This is a genomic window from uncultured Cyclobacterium sp. (assembly GCF_963977555.1).
Classification (GTDB): domain Bacteria; phylum Bacteroidota; class Bacteroidia; order Cytophagales; family Cyclobacteriaceae; genus Cyclobacterium.
In genome coordinates this window covers 491,296-512,025 of record NZ_CAXBPD010000001.1, presented here as the reverse complement: position 1 = coordinate 512,025, position 20,730 = coordinate 491,296, and the positions used below count along the sequence as shown (strand labels likewise).

The 20,730-nt window shown below is 36.9% G+C and carries 13 protein-coding genes; 8 read left to right on the top strand and 5 right to left on the bottom strand.

The genetic code is table 11. The annotated features are described in order from the left end of the window. Positions 1-3: 3 nt before the first annotated feature. From AAC073_RS01845 to AAC073_RS01830, 4 genes are read right to left on the bottom strand one after another with little or no spacing between them, the layout of a single operon-like run. Positions 4-912, bottom strand: coding sequence for a glycosyltransferase family 2 protein (locus AAC073_RS01845; RefSeq protein WP_339922125.1), 909 nt, complete (start codon positions 910-912; stop codon positions 4-6). After that, the gene (locus AAC073_RS01840) at positions 905-2,332 is read right to left on the bottom strand and encodes an O-antigen ligase family protein (RefSeq protein ID WP_339922124.1); all 1,428 of its coding nucleotides are present in this window, start codon (positions 2,330-2,332) and stop codon (positions 905-907) included. The genes AAC073_RS01845 and AAC073_RS01840 overlap by 8 nt, the downstream gene beginning before the upstream one ends. A gap of 29 nt (positions 2,333-2,361) precedes the next feature. Then, positions 2,362-4,503 carry a Wzz/FepE/Etk N-terminal domain-containing protein gene (locus tag AAC073_RS01835; RefSeq protein WP_339922123.1) on the bottom strand — a complete coding sequence of 714 codons (2,142 nt, stop codon included), beginning with the start codon at positions 4,501-4,503 and terminating at the stop codon, positions 2,362-2,364. Position 4,504: 1 nt separating this feature from the next. After that, on the bottom strand, positions 4,505-5,131 hold the full coding sequence (locus AAC073_RS01830) for a TolC family protein (RefSeq protein ID WP_339922122.1): 627 nt from the start codon (positions 5,129-5,131) through the stop codon (positions 4,505-4,507). A gap of 284 nt (positions 5,132-5,415) precedes the next feature. Between AAC073_RS01830 and AAC073_RS01825 the strand changes: the two genes are divergently transcribed. Together AAC073_RS01825 and AAC073_RS01820 are read left to right on the top strand one after the other, a co-directional pair. Then, on the top strand, positions 5,416-6,078 hold the full coding sequence (locus tag AAC073_RS01825) for an acyltransferase (protein WP_339922121.1): 663 nt from the start codon (positions 5,416-5,418) through the stop codon (positions 6,076-6,078). A 47-nt stretch (positions 6,079-6,125) separates the two neighbouring features. Further along, positions 6,126-6,824: a LytTR family DNA-binding domain-containing protein gene (locus AAC073_RS01820; RefSeq protein WP_339922120.1), complete on the top strand. Its 699-nt coding sequence runs from the start codon at positions 6,126-6,128 to the stop codon at positions 6,822-6,824. Between the two features lie 289 nt (positions 6,825-7,113). Here AAC073_RS01820 and AAC073_RS01815 read toward each other — a convergent pair whose 3' ends face one another. Continuing rightward, positions 7,114-11,238: a response regulator gene (locus AAC073_RS01815; RefSeq protein ID WP_339922119.1), complete on the bottom strand. Its 4,125-nt coding sequence runs from the start codon at positions 11,236-11,238 to the stop codon at positions 7,114-7,116. A gap of 212 nt (positions 11,239-11,450) precedes the next feature. Here AAC073_RS01815 and AAC073_RS01810 point away from each other — a divergent pair, with 212 nt between their 5' ends. From AAC073_RS01810 to AAC073_RS01785, 6 genes are all read left to right on the top strand, one after another. Further along, a complete protein-coding gene (locus tag AAC073_RS01810) occupies positions 11,451-12,617 on the top strand; it encodes a glycosyltransferase family 2 protein (RefSeq protein ID WP_339922118.1) in 1,167 nt (388 codons plus the stop codon). Between the two features lie 139 nt (positions 12,618-12,756). Further along, a complete protein-coding gene (locus AAC073_RS01805; protein WP_339922117.1) occupies positions 12,757-13,533 on the top strand; it encodes a cupin domain-containing protein in 777 nt (258 codons plus the stop codon). A gap of 140 nt (positions 13,534-13,673) precedes the next feature. After that, the gene (locus AAC073_RS01800; RefSeq protein ID WP_339922116.1) at positions 13,674-14,261 is read left to right on the top strand and encodes an RNA polymerase sigma-70 factor; all 588 of its coding nucleotides are present in this window, start codon (positions 13,674-13,676) and stop codon (positions 14,259-14,261) included. Positions 14,262-14,406: 145 nt separating this feature from the next. Further along, a complete protein-coding gene (locus AAC073_RS01795; RefSeq protein WP_339922115.1) occupies positions 14,407-15,402 on the top strand; it encodes a FecR domain-containing protein in 996 nt (331 codons plus the stop codon). 94 nt (positions 15,403-15,496) lie between these two features. Continuing rightward, entirely contained in the window at positions 15,497-18,823 is a 3,327-nt protein-coding gene (locus AAC073_RS01790) for a TonB-dependent receptor (protein WP_339922114.1), read from the top strand. Between the two features lie 13 nt (positions 18,824-18,836). Further along, positions 18,837-20,516 carry a RagB/SusD family nutrient uptake outer membrane protein gene (locus AAC073_RS01785; protein WP_339922113.1) on the top strand — a complete coding sequence of 560 codons (1,680 nt, stop codon included), beginning with the start codon at positions 18,837-18,839 and terminating at the stop codon, positions 20,514-20,516. Positions 20,517-20,730: the final 214 nt, after the last annotated feature.

Here is a 20,730-nt window from a genome sequence, read left to right as displayed (position 1 = left end):
AGTTTAATTAATTAGGGTAGGGTTCTCTTTGATGTCTTTTAAAAAAAGGCCGTCTAAAAATCCTTTAAAGTATTTTCTGAAATGGTCCCATTCTGAACGGAAAACATAAACCAGCAGGTTTTTTGGCAAGGCCACAAGCAGGTAATATCCTGCAGTAAAGATGAATAATGGGTATTCTACATTTCTCCGTAGGTATAGCCACCTGTTTCTACTCATGTAATAGGTTTTTAATAGCGAGTTTTTGCCCACACTCATGGATTCTTTGTGTAGGATATAACTCTTAGGCTCATACCATATCTCATATCCTGCTTGTTTGATTCGTTCACAATAGTCCATTTCTTCATAGTATAAAAAATAGAGCTCAGCCATTAAGCCGATCTCATTTACTACTTTCTTGGGAATAAACATGGCAGCTCCGTGTGCCAATTGAGTAATTTCTGCTACCTGGTGTTGACCATTGTCTTTCTCTAAATATCCTTTTCCCTTCCCTCTGCCCGTTATCGGATTTATGGCCGAAAACCCAGCATATTGAATAATATCAGGCTGTTCGTGGTAAAGGATTTTAGGACAAACCAAACCAACTTTTTCTGATTTTTGAGTACGTTCTAGAATGGCTTCTAAAATATCAGGAGCGACTTCTGTATCGTTGTTGATCAAAAAGAAAAATTCCCCTTTGGCTACTTCCATGCCCCGATTGTTTCCTCCAGCAAACCCTTCATTTACTGGGTTTTTGATCAATATGGTGTCAGGATATTCATCAAGAATACTATCCGGAGATTCTTTAGAGGCATTGTCTACCACTATAATTTCCACATTGGGATAGGTGACTTTTTGAAATGAGGCTAAAAAGTCCATGGTGTGGATGAGTCCATTGTAATTAATGGTAATGACGGAGATTAATGGTTTATTCATTTTCAGAAGGTTTATTTAAACTTTTATCCATGTCTTCGGCTAGAAAAAAATAAGCCCAGGACATATAAAGAATGATTCCTGTAGGCATTTGACCTAATAGTGGGTTACCATATGAAGCTGCAGCAATACCTACATATCCTCCAAATATTGCGAGGAGCTTTTGCCTTAACCTTGGGTCTTTAACCTTCCATATTTTGAGCAAACCCATACCGGCAATAAAGGCAAGGATACCTATGTGGAGGTAAAGTCCTACGATTCCCATTTCCGCCCAGATTTTTACGAACCAGCTGTCATTGGGTGTTTCGGCCAGAAATGTTCCGGGACTAAACCTTTGACCCCAAGAGCCTGATGTTCCAATACCGCCTCCAAATGGTCTTGTTTTTAAATATTCTGCAAATTTTCTTTGATTTAAGTACCTGACATTTAGCGAAGGGTCATCAGGATTTAAGGCAGACCGCATCCTGCGGACCTGATAATTGTTATTAGCTATGGTTGTGAATTTCAGAAAGGAAAAAACCAGTGCCAAACCGAGTAGGCCAATGGCCATTAATTTAAAATTTTTTGAGGCAAAAAGATAAGCCAAAGAACCAGCTACGGGCACCATTAATGCTCCTCTAGTGCCACTCATTATCATCAGATAGAAAAACAACAAGGCCATTACTGCAAAAATTATTCGTTTTTTGAACGAAAAAGGACCTAAGGCCAAGACCATTGCCATTACTCCGGCATGCGCTATTCCTGCACCAAATTGACCTGCGTCTGAGAAAAAGCTAAAGACACGAAGGTGCCCAAATAAGACATGCGTTGATCTCGATCCGGCGTCTAACCACCTGTTTTCTGCTGCATCTAAGCCAATATAAAATTGTCTTAAGCCCCAAAAAGAAGCCAAGATTGAAAAAATAAAAACAATGATGAAGAGTCTGTTCAGGTCCGAAGGTTTGTTTGCATACAATAGGGTCAAAGGGACAGTAAGAAGCATGTATAGCGCAGTACCCCTTACAGCATAAACCCATGCAGTAATGCTTCTAGCTTCTGGATTAAAAATTTCCGCCACATTGTATCCCCACCAGATTATGGTAACTAAAAACAGGCTGTTATGCAGCTTGGTAAAATCCGTCTTTATATTGTTGTGAAACAAAGCACTAATAATGAGTGCTGCTAAGGCAAAGTCTACTGACAAACCTAATGGTAAATTGGTGATATATCTAGTTGCACCGATCGAAACAAACGCGAAAACCAGACCGGTAGCCAAGGCTTTATTCGGGTGACTCATCATGAAAATGACCAAGGCCAGTGCAGAAGGAATTACAACCATTAAACCTATCCCTATCAACCCTGTTTTTATAACAAATAAACTCAATATTCCTGCTGTCAGTAAACAGAAAATTGGATTGGCGATATTTGTTCTGGTGAAATGCATTTAATTATAGCAGAATTAAATAGGGTTAATTAAGTAAGGAAGCGCTTCAATTTGGCTCGAATTGGAGACCTTTTCCTTGGTATTTCTCCATTGATATCCTCTAGTTCATCACCATTCATCTTGTTCAACCAAATTAAATGAGGAATTTTTATCATCTCTTTTAAAGTGTCGTTAAAGTAGTTGTCCGAAGATTTCCATTTTCGGCTAGCATCCGTAACCATTACCAAGGCGTTGGCTTGGTTAATTAATGGATAATTAAGAGGCTTTTCATTCGTGTTTGGTAACTCTATTAGAATGAACTCATGAGGCAAATTGGTCAATTGATTTTCCCAGAATTGGGTTTCCTTTTCTGGATTAGAAATTGAATCAGTCTCCATGACTAGTGTTTCACAAGACATTTTTTCGGTGTCTTCCTTATTGCCACAATAGAGAACACTTCGATTTTGTTGTAAAAGCTCATTGGCCAAAAATTGCAATAAAAATGTTTTTCCTTCGCCGTTTTGATGGCTATAGAAAAGCAGGATTTTTTGTTTTGAACTGGGGAAATGCTTGCTTAAATTATTGTAAAACTGTTTGATTTGATTATTACGTAATTTATCCAAGTAAACATTTTTTGGAATGTTTTTTTCCATTATCCATCCTCCGGCAACCTGCAGGTTTGTCAGTTCGGTGGCACGTTTGCTAGATTTGATCGATGAATCCAGAAAGAAAGTAAGAAGTACCACCGTGAGAACTAAACCACCTGTACCAATCATACCTCCTATTACCATGAACATTCGCTTTGAAGCTTGTGGCGTTTTCGGATAATAGGGTGCGTCTATTAGTTTTTGGGTGGCAGACATTTCCAAGTCGTACTTTTGGAGGTACGCCATGTTTAGTCCATGTAGAATAGAAAGGTATTGTTCTTCATTCACACTTACTTCTCTTTCCAGTTTTTTTAGCTCTGCACCAAGAGGAGCAAATTCATCAATTTTTTCTAAAAGGTAGGATTTTCGTGTTTTCATCACATCCAATGCCTGCTTTTGTTCTTGGTAGGATATTTTCAAAGTCAGCCACTGATCTAAGATGGTTTCCCTTTGGACGCCTTGGATTGAATTATTATTTTTAAACAATTGGTCTGACAATTCTTTTATTTCTTCTTCCAAGCCTTCTATTTCCTTTTGTATGTTTTCTATTTGCTGGCTTTGGCTAGTTAATACTGATAGGCCCTGGATTTTTAAATTTCTCGTGACAATTTGATCCTGCAATGCTGAAATGTTTTTAATGATAACCTGTCTTTGGTCAAAATTTTCAAACATCTCTTCGATCTGTTCTAAATTAAATCCAGTACCTGAAAGGAGTCTTTTAGAGCGTTCTTCATCCTGGTCATGCTCGAGTTTGGCAATGTCCAGGTATTTACCCTGTTCGTAGTAATTGAGTATGCGGTTATCAGTCATAAACCCTTTCAGGTTTTCCTCAGCATTCCTCAATTTATTCTGAGCTATATTGAGTTGATTTTGGAAATAAGCGATGGTGTTTGTGTTTTCCAATTCTTTCATATTGGAATATCCGCTCATAAATGATTCTGCTACAATTTTGAGCGTGTAATAGCAAATGCCGGCATCATTTGTATTGTATTTTATTTCCATCATGTCACTGGAAAACTTCCTCGAAACAGATAGACGTTCTATTATTTTATTAACGGAATAATATTCGTGTTCTCTGATTAAATATTCAATGGGCGAATCATCATTTTCTTCGAGATTTTCTAGAATATTTTGATATGTTTTCTCTTCATCATTTATTACTGCTAATTTTTCCCAAACCTGAGGAGGAATATGGGATTTTAGATCCTGATAGGCCTCTATGCATAATACTTCATCAACTTGTTCAGGTAGAGCCAAGTGCTTAGCTAAAAGTTTCAAAGAAGATTCTTTAATCGTTTTCCTGGATTTTACTATAAGTGTGAGGTTGTCGAAAAGGTTATTGGAAGTATAGAAATCCATTCTTACGACACCACCATCAGTAGCACCTCTGTCAGAGGTAGGATTTGTAAATACCAATGTAGAGGACTCGTAAACTCTAGGTAAATCTTGTGTAAGGAAAAAGACGCCTACGGCTACAAAAATTGGGGTTAAAAAAATCCAAAGTTTGTTTTTCCAAAGAAGCCGAATTAATTGTTTTAATGTCATTTCACTGAATAAAATTGGCGAGCGATTCTCCTAATAGAACTTCTAGTTTTTGAATGGCTACAAAAAAGTTTCTCCTGGCATTTTCATATTCTGAACGTGCAATTGTATAGATCTCCTGGTTTCTTAAAAAGGAAGTAGCGTCAAGGTTTCCCAAGTTAAATTCCATTTCCATTTGTTGTAAATTGGTACGTGCTTTTTCTTGCATCTCCAGCCTTATGAGCATAAGCTTCTGACCTAACAACGCGCTATTGTATTCCTCTATCACTTGATTGGAAATGGTTAATTCCATTTCTTTTGTTTTATAAAAGGTCGCCTCAAGTTCTTGTTTCTGTAGTTTTACTCTATCCTTTTTCAAAAAGATCTCTGAAAGCGGAATACTGAGGTTTGCTCCTGTTCTGTAGCCATTGGCTACGTTGGATAAATCTGACCCAGAAGCATATAATATTGCCTGATTTCCATATGAATAATCAACATATACCCGCGCCAAATCCGACCATGATTTTTTTGCCAAACTTATTCTAGCCTCAGCAGAACCTACCAAGGCTTGATTTATTTTTACCGTAGGGTGGTTAGCTATGGCTACAGCAATCAAACTGTCTAATTTTGGTAATTGGTTCTCAAGAGGCATATTTAAATTTATGTACTTTTCAATATCATTTTGTTCCTGAGCACAAAGATTTTTCTCGGAAATAAAAAAAATTAAAAACGTAATTGTATAAATGAAAAAATTGACTTGAGGCTTTTTAAATATGAATTTCATTTATTTATATATCAAAGACATTAAATGCTTCACGTAAAATAATTAACTGTTTTTATCTTATTTTTAAAATAAATGTAATAAAAATTTTAGTTTATCCTTTTTTTTGAATTTAAAATTTTCACTTCTATATTCATTAAATATTTAAAAATCGAATGGTTCAAGGCAAGATTTCGAGTAAAATATCTCAATTAAGTTACAGTATTTACGGACGGAAAACAAGAAGTTTTAGTGAAAGACTATATGTATATATTTCCCTAATTAAGAACCTGAAAACAGGATTATTTCGAGTTGTTAATGGTAAAATTCGCTTAAGGAATTGTGCAAGTACCGGTAAATTGATCACTGTAAGAGGGCCTTTGAGAGTTGAAGGTTCAGGTAAAATTACAGTTGGCGACCACTGTAAAATTTGGTCTCATATGGGGGTCACTCAGTTATTTGCAGATAGAGGTGCTGAATTAATAATTGGGGAAGGTACTTTCATAAACACGGCTTGTATAGTGTCGGCAAGTAACCGGATTGTTATTGGCAAAAATTGCCAAATAGCCAATCAGGTTATTATAATGGATGGGGATTTTCATGGTGTAGATGATAGAGACGCGCCAGGTAAATCAGATGCCATCATAATAGGAGACAATGCTTGGTTGGCTACCCGGTCAATGATCTTGAAAGGAGTGGAAATCGGGGAAGGAGCAACCGTAGCTGCGGGTTCGGTAGTAACGAAAAATGTGGCTCCTTACACTTTAGTAGGAGGAGTTCCAGCAAAACTTATCCGAAATCTTGAAGTGCCAAATCAAAATCAAGACAAACCTGCTTAATTGAAGCTGGCTATTTTTAATCTTTATTTGAAATTACAATATTAACAATGGATAACTGCGTAATCTTGGATGATGATTCATCTAGCATAAAAGTGCTTTCCCATTATATTGAAAAGACAAAGACGCTAAAATTGATGGCGGATTTCTCAGATGCAATTGATGGATTGAACTATTTGGTGGAAAACCGAGGGAAGATTGACCTTTTATTCCTAGATATTGAAATGCCAGAAATGAATGGTTTTGAAATCCTAAAACACAGCCAATACAATGGTGCATTAATAATTATTTCTGCCAATAACGACAACGCAATTGCTGCCTTTGAAACCAATGCCTGCTTTTACCTACCAAAGCCATTTAGTTATCCTCAATTTCTAAAGGGAATAGAAAAGCGAAAAGAAAAAGAATTTAATATTGACCCGAACGCTTATTCAAAAGATTTTATCTTCGTGAAAGATGATAGGTTATATAAAAAGATACTCTTTTCCGATATAAGTTATTGTGAAGGTAAAGGAGATTATATTAGTTTGAAATGTAAAAATAAAACTTATACTATTAAGTCAACTATTTCAAACTTTCTGGACAAGTTATCAGGAAATTTAGAGTTTGTTCAAGTGCATAGATCCTATGTTATAAATCTCCATTATCTCACAGATTTTGATAGTGATACCTCCGTAGTTGATGGGAAAATTATACCTATTGGAGCCAAATATAAGGAACAATTAAAAAGTAGTGTTAATTTCCTGTAATCCATTTAATTCAATTATCTAAGCCATTTTTGGTTGTGCATTTAATTGCTTCTAAAGTAAATAATTTAAAATGTATAAAGATTAAGCTTGGCACAAATGACCAGGCTTATCCCTATTAGCGAATTTTCAGCTTTTACAATTCTACTTGTGTCAAGGCCAAGATCTTACCACATTGAAAGTAATCTAACTTTTTGAAAGGTTGCCTTTTTTGTCGCCATAGGCAACATACTATTGTTATATTTGGTAACCGGTGATCTTTAACCTTAAAGCCAAATGCTGACTAAAAAAATCAGTCACCATTAAGGATGTAATCATTTATGAGCGCTACTACTTTTTCATTTTCAGTATTGTAGCTATCTATTAGATTTTTGGATAACTCTAAATCTAATACAGGCATTTCCTCTAATTTTAAAGCAATTTTAAAAATTATTCCAAGTCCAGCCGTAAGTGCAGACCCTTTGAGTTTATGGCCCTCAGAATTCAAGCCTTCTAAGTTCTTCTCGTTAAAATGATTTTGAAGGATTTTTCTTGACTGTTCTAATTCGTGTATAGTGAGTTTTAGGACTTCTTTAATTATTACGGGCTCGTCACCTAAGTACTCCTTTACTTTATCAACATCAAAATGTGGCTTTTGGTCCTGGTTTGTTAGCTCATTTGAGCTGTCAACTGCTAAAGGGGTCTCTTTTTCAGTCTCTGAATTGTCCTCTTTTACTTTTAGCCACTTATCGAAAATATACCGTATGTTTTTTTCTACAATCGGTTTAGGAACAAAATCAGACATACCTGAATCCAAGCACTTCTCTTTCTCACCTTTAATATTTCCAGCGGTAATAGCTACTATAGGTATTTTTCTGGTCCTTGAATCTGCTTTAATTTTTCGTGTGGCCTCATGCCCGCTCATTACTGGCATCTGAATGTCCATGAGAATAAGGTCGGGTAAATGTTCTATTGCCAATTCATAGGCGTCAAGACCATCTGTAGCTTCGATGATTTCAACCTGAGGGGATACCTTCATAACAATTGTTTTGGCTAGAAACATATTAATTGTATTGTCTTCAGCGATAAGTATTTTCCCCTTACTTTGATGCTTGTTTATGTCATTATCTTCTGAGGGTTTTTGCGCTTTATCTGATGTAGTTAGCGTTAATTTTGCCAATGCATCAAACAATTCATTGTTCTTGATTGGTTTTGACAGCCTTTTATTTATGGAAAGTTCCTTGCATTGCTTTTGTATGAAATCGTCTTCAGCAGAACTATGTAATAGTAATATAGGTACTTGGGCTTTTTCCTCACTGAAGTTCTCTCTTATTTTTTTGGAAGTTTCTAACCCATCCATGTAGGGCATATTCAAATCCATTAATACTACGTCATAAGTATTGTTTTCTATTTGCTGCAATGCTTCAAAGCCATTTTGAGCTTCATCTATAGCTATGTCATTCATAGAAAAAATTTCTTTGAGGATAAGTCTATTGTTTTCATTATCATCCACTATCAGGACGTTATTGATAGGGTAATTCGTTGAATTTTCAGTGACTGCCCCTTCTTCTGTTTTGAGGATTAAATCAAAATAAAAGGTACTCCCTTCTTTTAATTTGCTTTTCAATTGCAGTTCTGAGCCCATCATGGACAAGAGCTTATTGGAAATAGTTAGGCCTAAGCCTGTACCTCCATACTTCTTTGTAGTAGAACCATCCTCTTGCATAAAGGCTTCAAAAATTCTTTTTTGGTACTCATCAGAGATGCCAATTCCTGTATCTCGAACCTCAAACCTTATTATTCTTTTATTTTCCTCAATAACTTCTAATGTCTGTATTTTAAGTTCTATTTCACCCTCATTTGTGAACTTAACCGCATTGCCCAAAAGATTGATTAGTATTTGTTTTAGGCGTATATCATCCACAAAAATGAATCTTGGTAAGGTTTTTTCGATATTGAGCAGCATTTCCACCCCATTTTTCTGGGCTTGGTAAGACACAACATCTGTGGCTTGGCCTGAAAGCTCAAAAATATCCGATTTGTTTAATTCTAATTCTAGCTTACCAGCCTCTATTTTTGAGAAATCAAGGATGTCATTTATGATGTTTAATAAAGCAATTGCAGATTGATTGACAATTCCTATGTACTGATTTTGAGTTTCATTGAGATCTGTTTTCACAAGAAGATCAGTAAATCCAATAATACCATTGAGCGGCGTTCTTATTTCGTGGCTCATATTGGCTAAAAATTCCGATTTTGCTAAACTCGCTTTTTCGGCAATTTCTTTAGACTCTATTAGGTTTTTCTCTAGAAAATTCCTGTCAATAGCATTTGAAATACTATTTGCAAAGCTTTTTAATAACGAAAGTTCAGCTTGAGACCATTCTTTTTCATTGGTGCAATCATCATAGCCAATAAAACCCCAATATCCTTTATTTGTAAATATTGGAATGGTTAAAATGGATTTAATATTCTGGTTATCTAAAAACTCCTTTGTTTCTGAATCTTCAGATAAATCCGAAACGATGGCTTTGAAAATCTCATTTTTTTCCATTGGCAATACAAACTCTCCAAAAGCTTCAAAAGGAATGTTTTGAAGGTCAGGATTATTGATTTGAGATTCGACGGTCTCAGTGCTCCATTCGAACCTTTGGGAGGTAAGTTTTTCCCCATCTTCACCAATGCTATTTTCAAAATAATATATCCTATCTACCCCTACGGATTTACCTATTATTTCAAGGCTATTTGGGATGGCTTCATAAAGTTTGTTGTTTGATAGAAGCTCATCCGTTGCTTTGGATATGGCCAAAAGCATTTGTTCTTTCTGGATAAGTTGATTTTCTTGTTTTACTTCTTCATCAATGTCTTGAATAGTTCCAGACAGGTGAAGGCATTTTCCGTTTTCAATATTGGCCTCCCCAAGCGTTCTTACCCACAGCTCTTCTCCCAATTCATTTACAATCTTTAATTTTTCGTCCCAGGGTTTTCCGTAATTTATAGCCAAATCAATGACTTCCTTTATTTTATCTCTATTATAACCTTCTTTATAATATTTTACACCGTTATCAAGGGTAGGGATGAAGTCGTTAGGTACCCCGAAAATTGTTTTCGTAATATCTGTCCAAGTAATGGTTTGTTTTTCTAAATCAAATTTCCACCCCCCTATTTTGGCCATAATATGGGTCTGATTGAGGATTTCTCTGGCATTTTGGATTCTTTTTTCCAGCCTTAACCTTTCTGAAATGTCGATAGAATTTCCGATAACATAGCTATTACCAAAATGATCTTTTTCCATTTTGTTGCTGTATAACCACACCTTTAATTGGCCATTTGCCTGAAAAGTTGTCATTAATCCCTGTGCCTTGCCATTTTCCTTAATCTCCTTGAGGTAATCATCAATCTCATACCGAAATTTCAAGGGTATAATGTCCCACAGTTTTTTATTTAGCATTTCCTCTACAGTATAGCCTAAAAGCCTAGCACCATAGTTGTTAAAACTTAAAAAATTGCCTTCTAAGTCATGGGTCAACATCAGCCCTTGGCTGTTTTCAAAGAAGGATCGGAATTTTTCTTCACTTGCAAGAAGTCGCTCTTCATTCTCTTTTTCTTCACTTATGTCCCTACCAATGGCAAAAACCCATTTGTTTTTAAAATCTCCAGTGGCCCTCCAAGAAAAAGTTTTGTATTCTCCATTTTGACATTTTAACTGATGACTAAAACTAGTAGTAGCTCCTCCGCTAATTAAAGAATTGATCTGTTGCATTGTACTATCTACATCGTCAGGATGTATGTAGTCAGTTACGGGCTTGTTAGAAAGTTCATTTTCGTCATAGCCCAACAGGGTTTTGAAGGCCTTATTTACTTTAATGAATTTCCCATCAAACCTTAAAATTGTTATAAGGTCTTGCGATAAGACCATTGCTTTGCTAAGTATTCTTTCTTCTAAATCGTCAGATTGAGGTTTGAGCAACTCCTGTGCTTGTGGGGTTAGCAGTCGTAAATTTTCTGCTATTGATAGGTTTTCTGAAGGAGTCTCTTGATTTAAAACTACTAAATATCCTGTGACTTCCTTCAAATGATCAGTAATAGGAAGTACTGCAAGGTATTTTAATTCACCTAAAAAGCTTAGATAGTCACTTTTAAGTAGGGGTTTATGATTTGATAAATCGTGAATTTCTGTAAATTCAACCGTCTCATTTAAAAAGACAGATAGAGGATCATTTGTTTTGATAATATTCGAAGATTTCAGATCAGAGGTAGCATTAATAAAAATACCATCACTCTTAATTGCACCTAAAAAAGCATGATTACACGAAGTTAATTTTAGTGCCAGCTTTGCAATATTTGAGGTATTTTCATGTATGGAATTATTTTCTGGTATCATTTTTTTAATATGTCCGGTATTCTCCGTATTATTATCTGAAATATTTTTTTTCATACTCTGAATTGTACTTTCTTGAGACGGATGCATTATCTCAAAATAATTACCAAAATAAAATAAATTCTTGTTAAGCTAAATAGCGTAGTTCTATTTTTTTTAAAAAATTAAAGTATCTAAGAAAAAGCTAGTTTTGTTTCAAACGGACTTTAAATTTTTACAAAATCGAAATTTTAAATTTAAAAACAAATTCATTATTTAAATTAATTCTTATGTTGCAAGTAGTTTTTTGGATAGCGATAGGTGTGGTTACCTATACATTTTTAGGTTATGGCATCTTGATTGGCTTCCTAGTAAAATTAAAGGGTTTGTTCAGCAAAAAGGTTAATCAACCGGAAAAAGAGTTTTTACCTGAGGTCTCGCTCGTTGTACCTTGTTATAATGAGGCTGATATAATTAAAAACAAGATCCTTAATTCAATTGGTCTTGAATACCCAAAAGAAAAGTTGAGAATATTTTTTATTACGGATGGTTCAAGTGATAATTTTAAGGAGGTTTTGGCAGAATTTCCTCAAGTGAAATTGCTCCATGAGGATAGAAGAGCAGGGAAAACTGCAGCAGAAAATAGGGCCATGAAATTCGTTAGCAGTCCAATCGTGGTATTCACTGATGCCAATACCATATTGAATGGTATGGCCATAAAAAACATTGTTAGGCATTTTAGAGATGAGAAAGTTGGTTGCGTATCTGGTGAAAAACGAGTGCTTGTAGAGGAAGAAGATTCCGCCAGTTCTGCTGGAGAAGGGATGTATTGGAAATATGAATCCTTTCTCAAAAAGATGGATTCTAAGCTATATTCAGCCGTAGGTGCAGCAGGAGAGTTGGTGGCCTTTAGGTCTGATCTCTACCGAGACTTGCCAGAAGATACCATTCTAGATGACTTTATGCAATCACTCCTTATCGCTTCTGATGGGTACAGAATTGTTTATGAACCTGAAGCTTATGCGATGGAAACGGGTTCAGACTCCACAGGTGAAGAGTTAAAACGTAAAATTAGGATTAGTGCGGGTGGTTGGCAGTCAATGAAAAGGTTGTTTTTCAAAATCACTCCATTCAATCACCCAGTTTTATATTTCCAGTATCTTTCACATAGGGTACTTAGATGGACAATCACCCCGTTTTTGTTGGTATTAATCTTTTTTGCCAATTTCTTTCTATTGAATCAAGGTATGATTTACCAGCTATTGATGCTTAGTCAGTTGTTTTTTTATGCAGCCGCATTGCTCGGGTATTTTTTGGAAAGTAGAAAAATTAGGGTCAAGATTCTATTTGTTCCTTTTTACTTTTGTATGATGAATTATGCTGTGGTTGCTGGTTTGATTCGCTTTACAAAAGGGAGTCAAAAAAGCACCTGGGAGAAGGCCAAGCGTAAAAGTTGAAATGCCTGAGAATTTTCTATTTCAGGTACAATTTTTAGCTAATATAGGTTAGGTAATGGGACTAATTTCTAAATTTATTTGGAGGCCAAAGAAAATGGTGTTTTATTGTTTGATTAAGAAACAAGCAATACCCAAAATCATGAAAAAACTGCTCTTCCTGTTGTTATTGGTCTTACCAGGCTATGTAAATGCACAATATTTACCTATACCCTCTGCTGTTTTTGAGTGGAAAATGTTACCAGCTTATGCAGAAGCAGGTACGGAAATAAGACCAATCGTCGATGGACCCACTGAAACTTTGGATAATTTCCGAGTCAATCACTATACACTCAGCCAAGGTAAAACAATCTCTATTAAGAAAGGGGATGAGAAATTGATACTGATAGGGTCTGGCGAACTTCTAATCAAGCAGGGAGGTGAAAGTGGTCAATTGGGAAGTAGGAGTGTTGCTTGGTTGCCAAGCGACAAGTCAATAGAAATTAAACACCTTGGAGATGCTGCTACAGCATTTTTTGTGATAAAATGGGATGCCGATAAGGTGGGAGATGAATTTAAACCTGACCTTAGGTCTTTGACTAGCTATGATTATCAAAAATTGGCTTTTAAAGAAAGTGCTAAAGGAGGAAGAAGAGATGTGGCCAGAGGACCAACACCTACTTTACAGGAATTGGAGATGCACATTACGACTTTGAAGGAAGGTGAAAAAAGTCATGACCCTCATAGGCATGCTGATGAAGAAATAATAGTAGTGCTTCAGGGCGAAGTGGAAGAGATGATAAATGGTGTGCCTTACCTACTTGGACCAGGTTCGCTTATCTATTTGCATGCACAGGATGCCCATGGGATTCGCAATGCAGGGAAAGGAACTTGTGAGTATTACGCTATTAGATGGATTACAAAACATACTGGTAATTAACTATTTAAATAGGAGAATGAAGGATTATGGCATTTTTTTATTTAAATTTTATTAGGCTATATTGTCTTTCTAAATCCATGTTAATTCCTTCACATTTAAATTACTTTTGATGGGAATTTGTAACCCCTAGCAGTAAACCCATGCGTATCCTAATGAAACATGCAGACAATATTTTGCTGATTTCTCTTAAACAAGGAGATATAGCTGCTTTTGATGAATTGTACTTTCGGTATGCCAAGAAACTGATGGCTTTCTCTTTAACTTTTTTTGCAGATCAACAATTGGCAGAAGAAGCGGTGCAGGAAGTTTTCGTAAGAGTTTGGGAGCGGAGAAAAAAATTAGATGAAACGAAATCATTTAAGAGCTACCTTTTTCAAGCTGTCAAATTTTACATGTATAACTATATAAGGAACAGGAAGAAAGATTGTAGCCTGGATAATTTGTCAGAAGATTGTGAGGTTGACCCATATAGCCATGAAGACGATTTAACCCTTAAAGAGATGGAAGGAATGGTAATGGACTTGATCGAAAAATTACCAAAAGTACAAAAAGAGGTGTTTAAGTTGAATAAACTGAAGGGGATGAACAGTGAGCAAATTGCCCACCAAATGAATTTATCTAAAAGAACCATTGAACATCATATTTACTTGGCCTCAAAATCACTGAAAAAAAACCTGCTCCATAACCCTACTCTTGAGCTAATTATTTTCTTCAATATATTCTTTTGAAATATATTATTAATCTTTATAATTCAGTATTAAATTTTATAATTGATGCGATTTAATTTTAATTGGATTAATTAGTAATTTTTTTTGCCTTTGATTAAGTAAATTTACGCGTTGATGGTTTATATAATCAAATAACAAAAACCCATTGAAAAAAGAGACCATCATCAGATTTTTAAGGCGAACAGCTAATCAGGAAGAACAGCATCAAGTGATGGAATGGTTAGCAGAACCTGGTGCAAAGGAAGCCTTCGATGAGATTTTAAAAGCAGAATGGGATAGCATATCCCCAAAGGAAGAGGATGTAACAGACTACCAAAAACTTCTTCAGCAAATCCATTCGAGAACCTCAGTCGAGAAAAAAAGCACTCAATTTTCCTCAATCGTCCCCTGGCCCAAAATTTTTAAATTAGTGGCATGTTTCGCCCTTTTGGTTGGGAGTATGTTTTTGATTAAAAAGGGACTTGATCAAAAAGAAGAAGCACCCTCTTTGACAGAAAGGACAATCCAGCGAAGTACTGGTTCTGGTGAAAAATTGACACTTAAACTCCCTGATGGTACAGTTATCATTTTGAATGCTAATTCCAGCATTAGATTTTCGTCTGGCTTTGGCAAAACAAATCGTTTTATAGAATTGACTGGAGAAGGCTACTTTGAGATTGCAAAAGATAGCTTGAGACCATTCCAGGTCCAAACCGATGGGATCAGGACAACAGCATTGGGAACCGAGTTTAATGCTTTTGCAAGAGATGGTGTCTATTCAGTCGCACTTACCGAAGGTGAGGTTGCTGTAGCGTCAATTGACAAGAAGGTTGAATTAAAGCCTGGGCAACGATTAATTTTGGATAAACATAATTCTTTATCAAATTCTAGAATAGAAACCTTTGAACTTAATGAAATAATTGGATGGAAGGAAGGAATACTGACCTTTGACAGAGTTGCACTAAAATCCATTTTTCATGATTTGGAAAAATGGTATGGAATTAATATAACCATTGAAGAAGGGTACAATTTGAACAGAAGGGTAATTGGTACTTTTCAAAACAAAAACCTAAGCGATGTTTTAACAGGACTTGGGTTTTCTATGGAATTTGAATTCAGCATAGATAAAAATAAGGTAATGATAAAAAAAAGTAGCCAATGAAATAGAAGCAATAAGCAGGGTAAAACGAACATCGCCAAATGAAAAGAATTACCCTGCAGACCTTAAAATTTAACCTTTAAAATCACTTAAAACTATGAAAAGAAAATTACTGTACCTAATTAAAATGGTATCTAAAAACCTATTGTATGGCTTACTGATGCAGTGTTTGTTTATGACAACATTAGCTGCACATGAGATTAATGCTCAGATCAGACCCATTGATGAATCCTTTATCAGAATAAATAAAGTCCAATGGGATTTGGCGGAGATTTTTCTTAAAGTAGAAAAATCAACTGATTATAAATTTGTAATTCCAGAAGAAATATTAGACAATAACCCAAATTTAAGCTTAAAAAATAAGCGACAATCGGTCAATGAATTATTGATGGATATTGCGATTGCTGCAGGTCTAAAATTTAAGCAAGTAGACAATTCTATTTATGTAGCCAATGGAATCAACGTTGTTTCAAGTCAGAAAATTGAAATAACAATTGAAGAGCGCCCTATAAAAGGTAGGGTTGTCGACAGTAAAGGACTGGGTATTCCTGGTGCCACCGTATTGATACAGGGAACCAACATGGGGACTGCCACGGATATTGATGGCAACTTTTCCTTAGACATTCCGGAGAATGCCGTTTTGGTATTCTCTTTTATTGGTTATGAGCAACAAGTCATCAATGTGGGCAATCAAAGCGAAGTCAATGTAACAATGACTGAAGATTTATCCTCATTGGATGAAATTGTTGTCGTAGGTTATGGTACACAGAAAAAAGTAAATCTGACCGGTGCGGTGAGTTCCATTACTTCCAAAGAAATTGTGAACCAACCAGTAGGGCAAACCTCAATGGCTTTGCAAGGAATTGCAGCAGGAGTTACAGTGACCCAAAGAAGTGGTCAACCAGGTAGTGATGGCGGTTCTATTCGTATTAGAGGAATTGGTACGCTTGGTGATTCTAACCCCCTCGTAATGGTAGATGGTGTAGAGACAAGTCTTAATAATGTGGATCCGAATGAAATTGAGAGCATCTCTATATTAAAGGATGCCTCTTCCGCGGCCATTTATGGTGCCAGAGCGGCCAATGGAGTGGTGCTAATTACAACCAAACGTGGTGTAGATGGGGTAAGGGTAAATTATAATATGTACGCTGGTTTTCAAGTGCCTACCCAACTCCCCAATATTGTGGGAGCCATAGATCACATGGAAATGGCCAATGAGGCATTCACTAACATAGGCAATGATCCACAATACACCGATGAATTTATTGCTGCTTACAAAGCAGGGATGCCTTCTGACCAGTATCCTGATACAGATTGGCAGGCAATTACGATGGCCAATTCTGCTTTTATGCAGAATCACAATTTAAGCATCAATGCTGGTAGTGAAAAGTCGAAACTTTTTGCATCAGTTAGTTACTTGGATCAAGAGGGTATTATTCCAAATACAAGCTTTAATCGATTTAACCTAAGACTTAATTCAGACATTAATGTGTCTGATCGGTTGACACTTTCTACGGATATATTTTTAAGAAGGGCTTTTCAAACTCAACCATCTAGTGGAACAGGTTATGTTTTTCACTGGATGAGGAGAATTCCTTCAAACGAAGTAGGAATACTGTCAAATGGGCGATATGGTGAAGGATGGAACGGAGACCATCCTTTGGCAAGGGCTAAAGATGGAGGACTGAACACCAATGAAAGCCTGGATGCTATCCTTAATTTTCGCCTGAAGTATAAAATTACAGAAGGACTAAATGCAGAGGTGATGTATGCGCCTAAATTTTGGAATCCACACAATAAGAGTTTTTCCAATATTACCCAGACTTATGCCAGAGATGGAGTTACCCCAACTCACTTTGTACCACAAAGAAACTCACTGTCGGAAAGCTTTAACCGGGAATGGTACAATAATATTCGGGCCATTGTCACCTATGACAAGACCTTTAATGATGTTCATACCATTGGTGTAACGGCCGGCTACCAGCAGGAAGACCAGACCAATCTCTGGATTTCAGCTTACAGGGAAGTATTTCCTTTGCCTCAATATGAGCAGATCAATGCCGGAAATCGTGCAAATGAGCAAACAGGTGGAGCCGCCTCACATTGGGCTTTGCAGTCCGTGTTTGGTAGGGTTGCCTACAATTTTGACGAAAGATATCTTTTAGAAGGCAATGTTCGAAGAGATGCTTCTTCCAGGTTTGCAGAAGGAAACAGGTCAGGTATTTTCCCTTCCTTTTCTGCTGGGTGGAGAATTTCTGAAGAATCATTTATGCAGGATTATACAGGTCTAATTGACCAATTAAAACTTCGTGCCTCCTGGGGCCAATTGGGTAACCAAAACATTGGTCTTTATCCTTTTGCTGCTTTTATGGCATTAGGAGGAGGCTCACAGGACTATTCCTTTGGGGGTTTAAATGCTCCGGGTGCTGCCCTAAACAGTATGGCCAACTCATCAATCAAGTGGGAAACTACTGAGACTACAGATATCGGTCTTGAGTTTAACCTTTGGGGAAAATTGGATGTTTCGGCAGATTATTATGTCAGAAGAACTAAGGATATTCTCCTTGCTTTAAATATTCCTCAAACCATCGGTCTTAGTGCACCTTTCCAAAATGCAGGTGAAGTGGTAAACAAAGGCTATGAATTGATGGTAAATTACCGAAACAAGGTAGGCGAACTCAATTACAGCATCATGTTGAACTATTCAGATGTTAGGAATGAAATCATAGACATGAGAGGGATTGAAAACACCGGCTTGACTGTCAATAGAGAGGGGTATCCTATAGGTTCTTTCTTTGGATATGTAGATCAAGGCTTGTTTCAGTCTCAAGAGGAAGTAGACAATCATGCGGACCAGTTTGGAAATATTGCCCCTGGTGATATCAAATACAAAGATGCAGATGGTGACGGCATGATCAATGACCGTGACCTGGCAGTGATAGGAAGTCCAATTCCAAGACATACTTTTGGTGCACGTTTAAACGCTGACTATAAAGGATTTGACTTCTCCATATTTTTGCAAGGAGTTGGGAAAGCGGATGGTTACTTGTTTGGTCAAGGCATTATGCCGTTTTTTCTAGGCGGTACAGTTCAAGAGCAGCATAAAGATCATTGGACCCCTACCAATACAGATGCGGCCTATCCTAGATTGGCCTGGAATCAAACCAATAACGAACAAAATTCAAGTTTTTGGATGAGAAATGCCGCGTACTTAAGAGGTCAAAATATCCAATTAGGCTACTCATTTACTGAAGCAGCTTTGGCTCCATTGAATATTCAGGGGTTAAGGATCTATCTAAGTGGAAGAAACCTCTTTACAGTTCATAATTTTTATGAAGGATATGATCCAGAAGCACCTATTAGCAACGGCGGATGGTATCCCCAAATGGCTACCTATACTATGGGGTTGAATGTTAATTTCTAAAGACTGAAAACTGATGAAAAAGATAATAATATATACACTACTTATACCCGTTTTGCTGTTTTCTTCAGCATGTAATGAGGAGTTTTTGGAGCGGTTGCCACTAGACTCGCCTTCTAGTGAGACTTATTTTGCCAACGAGACAGAACTAGACATGGCAGTCACAGGCGTCTACAATAGACTATGGTACTATCCTGTTGGGATTGCCTGGTTCTTGTCTTTTGATTTTGCGTCCGATGATGGATGGGATCGAAATGGCAGTGATCTACAGGCACTAGGCAGGGGAGAGCAAAATGCAGACAATGGTTATACCAACGGTTTTTGGTCGCATTTCTATAGAGGAATTAACCGGGTGAATTTCATTACTTCTAAAGGAAGCCATCTAAGACAAGAAATGGATCCTGCCAAGTATGAAAGGCTTGTAGGAGAAGCGAGATTTATCAGGGCTTATTTTTATGCCTATTTAACAGAACTTTATGGAGATGTGCCTTTGATAACCAGCAACCTTACACTTGAGGAGTCACAGACACCAAGGGCGTCTAAGGAAGCGGTAGTTGATTTTGTATTGGCAGAATTAAATGAAATAAAAGACCATCTCCCTATGAATGCTGCTGAAAAGGGAAGGGTTACAAAAGGGGTGGCGCTTGCGCTAATTTCAAGAGTGGCTTTATGGAATGAAAGATGGGATGAATCGGCTGCTGCTGCGAAAGAATTAATGGATTCAGGTGCCTATCAAATAGACCCCGACTATGAGGGGATGTTTACTTTTGCTGGTGATAATTCTAGTGAGGTAATCATGAGGATTCAGTATCTTCGTGGTGTAAACACCCACAGTATGCCAAGGAATTTTTGGTCGAGAATGGCCCTTGGGCATTCCAATAAAAAGCCACCTCAGGACATGGTAGACTCTTATGAATGCATAGATGGATTGTCTATAGATGAATCTCCTCTATTTGACCCCCAAAGTCCATTCGAAAATAGAGATCCAAGGTTGAACTATACTTTGGTAGTACCTGGATCCAGGTTGGTCAACTGGATTTATGAAACCCACCGTGACAGTACCATGACTTGGGAATTTAGAGGGGATGAGATGGTAAGGGTACCCAATATAGAAGCGGGGCATGCCTATGCCTCTTTCACAGGTTATCTGTACAGAAAACACATAGATGTTGCCAATTACCCGACAGATGTAGGCTCTACTGATCAAAACTTAACCATTTTCAGGCTAGGAGAGGTATTGCTTAACTATGCCGAAGCAAAGGTAGAGTTGAATCAGCTAGACGAATCTGTTTACGAAGCTTTGAATGCTATTCGTGGAAGGGCTTCCGTGCAAATGCCAGCTATTGAAATGGGCAAAACCCAGACTGAGTTGCGAAACATTGTTCGCAAGGAGAGAAGACATGAATTAGGAATTGAAGGTTTTAGGTATTTTGATATCCGAAGATGGAAGGTAGCAGAGGATGTGATTCCTGGCCCTTATCGAGGAAGAGTCAATAGATATGGTGGCGGCGGCTGGTTGGCTGAGGCCCCTATGATTGATGAAATGGGTACCCCAAACTACGACAATATTAGCAATGCTGATGAAATGGTAGTGGTGGAGACAAGGGCTTTTGATCCAGATAGAGATTATTTATGGCCAATACCGAGGATTGAATTGGAAACGAATACTGCGTTGACTCAAAACCCAGGTTACTAAGTAAGGTTTGGAATCTTTAAATTGAGATAAGCCATCCCTAGTGAATTGCCTGCTCCATTTAAAATTTAGGTGGGGCAGGTAATTAATTTTTAAATTAAAGTAGAAATTTTCAAATACCGATATCCTTGTATTTAGTGAATTTTAAATCCATTGTATTTAATACAATTTCATTAAGCAACTTTATTATTGGAGTTAATCTCATTGATTAAAAGTA